Here is a 5126-nt window from a genome sequence, read left to right as displayed (position 1 = left end):
CAGGCCAGGGTGAGGGCGAGGCGGGCCGTGACGGCCGCCGCCGTCGCAGCGAGCGCGCCCCGGGCCCAGCCCGCCGCGTACAGCTCGGCCAGCGCCGCCACCTGGCCCAGCAGGACGAAGACGAGGGTGAGCACCCCGAACGGGCCGATGTCCGACTGCTTCATGATCCGCAGCGCGTCCTCGGCCGGCTTGGCGCTGCCCAGGCCGTCCGCCACGTCCGCCAGCCCGTCCAGGTGCAGGCCCCGGGTGAGCGCGGCCGGGACCGCCGCCGTGGCGACGGCGGCGAGCAGCGGGCCGGAGTCCAGGAGGAGCAGCGCGCCCCCGACGGCCGCCGCGCAGCCGCCGACCACCAGGCCCGCCAGCGGGGCCCAGAGCATCCCGGAGCGGGCCGCCCCGCGGTCCCAGCGGGTGACCCGCACCGGGAGCACGGTGAGCGTGCCGAAGGCGAAGCGTATGCCGTCCATGGGATTCATCGGGCGCAGGGTATCCCGGCCGCCGTCCGACGCCCCACAGGGGTAAATTGCCCCTATTGCCACCATGTGGATCGGATGGGGATGAGCTGGTTCAACCGGAACTTCGTCGAGCCGGGGAAGCTGCCGATGCTGCTCGCCCTGGCGTCGTTCGTGCTGACCTTCGTCGTCACCCGTACGATCACCCGGCTCATCCGGGCCGGGCGCGGCCCGTTCCGCAACATCCGGCCGGGCGGACTGCACATCCACCATGTGGTGCCGGGGGTGATCCTCGCCGTGGTGGGCGGGTTCGGAGCGGTCGCCAGCGGGCGGCACGGGATCGGCGCCGGTGTCTTCGCGGTGGTCTTCGGGATGGGCGCGGGCCTGGTCCTCGACGAGTTCGCGCTGATCCTGCACCTGGACGACGTGTACTGGACCGAGCAGGGCCGCAAGAGCGTCGAGGTGGTGGTGCTGACCGCCGCCCTGGTGCTGCTCGCCCTCGCCGGGTTCTCGCCGCTCGGCGTCAACGACATGACCCCGCAGGAGAGCCACGACCGGGCGTCGTTCATCCTCACCCTCGGGGTCAACTTCGGGTTCGTGCTGATCGCGCTCGTCAAGGGCAAGTTCCGGCTCGCCGTGGTGGGCGCGCTCGTCCCGTTCGTGGCGCTCGTCGCCGCGATCCGCCTCGCCCGGCCGGGCTCCCCGTGGGCGCGCCGGTTCTACCGCGGGCGCGCCCGGGCCCGCGCCCGGTCGGCCCTGCGGCTCTACCGGCACGACCGGCGCTGGACGCGGCTGCGGCGGCGGGCTCAGGACTTCATCGGCGGGGCCCCGGACAGGCTGCCGGCGCGCCGGCCCTGACGCGCGCGGGCGCGTCGGCGCTTCTGGCGCACCGAGGTCACCCAGCACAGCCCGCCCACCGCGACGATGGCCGCGATGTGCTCCTTGCCCGCCAGGTTGTCCTTGGCCAGCACCTCGCCGGCCATCGAGGCGGCCACGACCCCGGCCGTCCAGTACGCCCGGTAGCGCCAGCACACGTACACCGCCAGGCCCACCACCGCGGCCGAGGGGCCCGTGTCGACCATCCGGGCGTCCGAGGCGGGCAGACCCAGGACGCCGTCGGGGCCGAGTGCGATGCCCACGCGCGCGTACATCGTCCCGGCCAGGGTCGCCGCGTAGGCGATGAGCAGGGTGTGGCGGCGGCCGATGCAGATCTCCGCGACCCCGAAGACCAGCAGCAACTGGGCGAGCGCGCCCCACACCGGCAGGTCGAGGGCCGGGACGAAGAGGGAGAGCGGGGTGCGCAGCAGGGAGATCCACAGGGCGTCCTCGGCCTTCACCGAGCCGATGACCTGGACCGGGCGGAAGCCCCAGGGCTGGTTCTGCACCACCTGGAACAACGATGTCAGCGCGACCGCGCCGAGGGTCATGGGGACCGCCCGCCAGCGCTGGGTGGAGAGCGCGTAGCGGACGGCGAGGTGGAGGGGACCCCACTCCCGCCGGGCGAACCGACGTACTGGTCCGTTGCCCGGCAGGGAGAGGGGGACCTTCACCTCTGGGACTCCAGATGCCTGCGGTGCAGCCACTTGGGCAGTCCGGGCGCCTCCAGGAAGCCTTCGGCGCGCGCCGCGGCGATGCCGATGCGCGGCAGGTCGGCGGACTTCTCGAAGAGCATGAAGCGGGGCTCCCAGATCGGGCGGTACTTGGCGTTGGCGCGGTACAGCGACTCGATCTGCCACCAGCGGGAGAAGAAGCTGAGCAGCGAGCGCCACAGCCTCAGCACCGGACCCGCGCCGAGCTTCGAGCCGCGTTCGAAGACGGAGCGGAACATGGCGAAATTCAGCGAGACCTGGGTGATCTGGATCTCCTTGGCGCGCTGGAGGAGCTCGATGACCATGAACTCCATCAGGCCGTTCTCGGAGTCGCGGTCGCGGCGCATCAGGTCGAGCGAGAGCCCGTTCGGGCCCCACGGTACGAAGCTGAGGACGGCCCGCAGGGCGCCCTCGCCGTCGGTGCACTCCAGCATCACGCACTGGCCGTCCGCCGGGTCCCCGAGGCGGCCCAGGGCCATGGAGAAGCCGCGCTCGGTGGCGCCGTCGCGCCAGTCGTCGGCCTTGCGCAGCAGTTCACTCATCTCATCGGCAGGAATGTCCGCATGACGGCGGATCCTCACCTCGTACCCGGCACGCTTCACCCGGTTGTACGCCTGGCGCACCGTCCGCATGGCGCGCCCGTCCAGGGTGAAGTCGGCGGTCTCCACGAGCGCCTCGTCACCGAGCTCCAGCGCGTCCAGGCCGTGCCGGGCGTAGACGGTGCCGCCCTCCTCGCTGGCGCCCATCACCGCCGGGGTCCAGCCGTGCTCGCGCGCCTCGGCCAGCCACGGCTCGATCGCGCCCGGCCACGCCTCGGGGTCGCCGATGGGGTCGCCGGAGGCCAGCGAGACACCGCCCACCACCCGGTAGGCCACCGCGGCCTTGCCGGTGGGGGACCAGATGACGCTCTTCTCGCGGCGCAGCGCGAAGTAGCCGAGCGAGTCGCGCTCGCCCTGCTTGTCCAGGAGCGCGCGCAGCTTCTCCTCGTCCTCGACGGAGAGGGGGTCGACGGCCTTGCGGTTGCGGAAGGCCGCGTAGATCACGGCGATCAGCAGCAGCGTGGACAGCACGTTGATGGCCACGTTGACCCAGCCCGGGGTGTCGATCCCGGTGATGTCGTGGTCGTCGGGGACCAGCGAGACGAGCCGCATCACGCCGTAGCGCCAGCGGCCCAGGAACGTGGAGTGCCGGCTGCCCTCGTACGTGTTGGTGACCGTGACCAGGAGCGTGGCCAGCAGCGAGGTGAGCAGCAGGCCGCCGACCGCGACGACCGCCGCGAGACGGGGGTTGGCGCGGTCGCCCTTGGCGTAGAACTCGCGGCGGCCGAGCAGCAGGGCGAGGACGAAGGCCGCGGTGAGGACCAGGGACACCCAGTTCTGCGCGTACTGCCGGATCTCCGGGAAGACCATGACGAACGCGAACAGCAGCAGCACGAGGCTGCTGAGCACCATGTTGAGGATCCAGGCGGCACGCTTGCGGCGGCGCATGGTGACCGCGAGGAACAGCGTGAACACGCCCGAGGCGAACCCCGCGTCGAGCAGGTACGGCGTGAAATAGTTGTCCGTGTTGTGACGCCGAAGGTCCTGGCCCAGCGAAACCCACACGGCGCTCAGGAAGTTGATGAACGTCACGGCTCGCAGGTACCAGACGGCGAATGCCGCGCTGCGTCGCGACCGGACGGTGTTCCGGTTCAATCCTTCGGTGGTCAAGCGGACTTCTCCCATGAAACGCGATCATATGGGGCATCGGACATCGCGCCTCATGGCGGTCACGGACGCGGCCGGGCGGTGCCCGGCCGCGCCGCGGCTCAGTCTTCGGCGCGATCCCCCTCGGTCTCCGCGCGCTCGGGAAGCTCCGCGGCCAGGGCGGCGGCGGCCTGCACGAGAGGGAGGGCGAGCAGGGCCCCGGTTCCTTCACCCACAGTGACGCCGTGGTCGAGCAGGGGGTTGAGTGCCATCCGGTCCAATGCCTTGGACTGGGCCGGCTCCCCGCTCAGCTGACCGGCCAGCCACCAGTCCGGAGCCCGGAAGGCGGCCCGCTGAGCAACCAGCGCGCAGGCCGACGAGACCACCCCGTCCAGGATGACCGGCATTCGGCGCACCGCGCACTGAAGCAGAAAACCGGTGGTCGCGGCAAGGTCGGCCCCGCCGACGGCCGCCAGCAGCTCCAGCTGGTCGCCCAGGACCGGCCGCGCCCGGCGCAGCGCGTCCCGGATCGCCGCGCACTTGCGCATCCACGCCAGGTCGTCGATCGTCGCCCCGCCACGCCCGGTGACGACCGAGGCGTCGGTGCCGCACAGCGCCGCGATCAGGGTGGCCGCGGCGGTGGTGCCGCCCACGCTGAGGTCGCCCAGCACCACCAGATCGGTGCCGGAGTCGGCCTCCTCGTCGGCGATCCGCATCCCCAGGCGCACCGCCGCCTCGGCCTCCTCGACGGTCAGCGCGTCCTCGATGTCGATCCGCCCGCTGCCGCGCCGCACCCGGTGCCGTACGACGTCCTCGGGCAGCAGCGCGGGGTCGCAGTCCAGCCCCGCGTCCACGACCCGTACGGGGGCGCCCAGCCGCCGGGCGAGTACGGAGACGGGGCCCGCGCCGTCCAGCACGGACCGCACCAGGGTGTGCGCGGAGCCCGCCGGGCGCGCCGAGACGCCCAGTTCGGCGATGCCGTGGTCACCGGCGAAGAGGATCACACGCGGGTGCTCGATGGGCCTGACCGGCACCGTGCCCTGCGCGGCGGACAGCCACTCGCCCAGCTCGTCGAGCCGGCCGAGCGCGCCGGACGGCACGGTCAGCCGCTCCCGGCGTTCCTCGGCGTCACGCCGCACACCGCTGTCGGGGCGTTCGATCAGATCGGAGAAGTCGTCGAGATTCAGCCTGCTCATTCGCCGAACAGTACCGGCAGCGCGGGCCCGCCCCACCGGTGGTGCGCCAAGATCGGGCCCCGGCGCCCGCCGGCTCAGCCGCGCAGGACCACGGCCTGCCCCGCGACGACCAGCAGGACGTGCTCGCACTCCGCCGCCACCGCCGAGTTGAGCCTGCCGAGCTCGTCCCGGAACACCCGCCCCGCGCGCGTCGCGGGCACCACCCCC

Annotated in this window: 6 protein-coding genes; 1 reads left to right on the top strand and 5 read right to left on the bottom strand. The window is 72.8% G+C overall.

Features of this window, described 5'->3' with window-relative positions; translation table 11 throughout:
* A partial coding sequence (locus tag ACJA3G_RS29635; RefSeq protein ID WP_406556114.1) for an adenosylcobinamide-GDP ribazoletransferase occupies nt 1–464 on the bottom strand: 464 nt, incomplete at its 3' end.
* An 84-nt stretch (nt 465–548) separates the two neighbouring features.
* Here ACJA3G_RS29635 and ACJA3G_RS29630 point away from each other — a divergent pair.
* Nucleotides 549–1307 (top strand): hypothetical protein, encoded by a 759-nt coding sequence (locus tag ACJA3G_RS29630; RefSeq protein WP_406556113.1) that lies wholly within the window; start codon nt 549–551, stop codon nt 1305–1307.
* On the opposite strand, the gene ACJA3G_RS29625 is transcribed toward ACJA3G_RS29630, so the two are convergent.
* From ACJA3G_RS29625 to ACJA3G_RS29610, 4 genes are all read right to left on the bottom strand, one after another.
* Entirely contained in the window at nt 1256–1999 is a 744-nt protein-coding gene (locus ACJA3G_RS29625; protein ID WP_406556112.1) for a hypothetical protein, read from the bottom strand. The genes ACJA3G_RS29630 and ACJA3G_RS29625 overlap by 52 nt on opposite strands.
* The gene (locus ACJA3G_RS29620; RefSeq protein ID WP_406556111.1) at nt 1996–3762 is read right to left on the bottom strand and encodes a phosphatidylglycerol lysyltransferase domain-containing protein; all 1767 of its coding nucleotides are present in this window, start codon (nt 3760–3762) and stop codon (nt 1996–1998) included. The genes ACJA3G_RS29625 and ACJA3G_RS29620 overlap by 4 nt, the downstream gene beginning before the upstream one ends.
* Before the next feature lie 83 nt (nt 3763–3845).
* Entirely contained in the window at nt 3846–4919 is a 1074-nt protein-coding gene (cobT, locus tag ACJA3G_RS29615; RefSeq protein ID WP_406556110.1) for a nicotinate-nucleotide--dimethylbenzimidazole phosphoribosyltransferase, read from the bottom strand.
* A gap of 74 nt (nt 4920–4993) precedes the next feature.
* Nucleotides 4994–5126 (bottom strand): bifunctional adenosylcobinamide kinase/adenosylcobinamide-phosphate guanylyltransferase (locus tag ACJA3G_RS29610; RefSeq protein WP_406556115.1); only part of this gene is annotated, 133 nt, incomplete at its 5' end.

This window comes from Streptomyces sp. YS-3, from assembly GCF_045257485.1.
Classification (GTDB): Bacteria; Actinomycetota; Actinomycetes; order Streptomycetales; family Streptomycetaceae; genus Streptomyces.
This window is presented reverse-complemented; position numbering and strand designations above follow the sequence as displayed.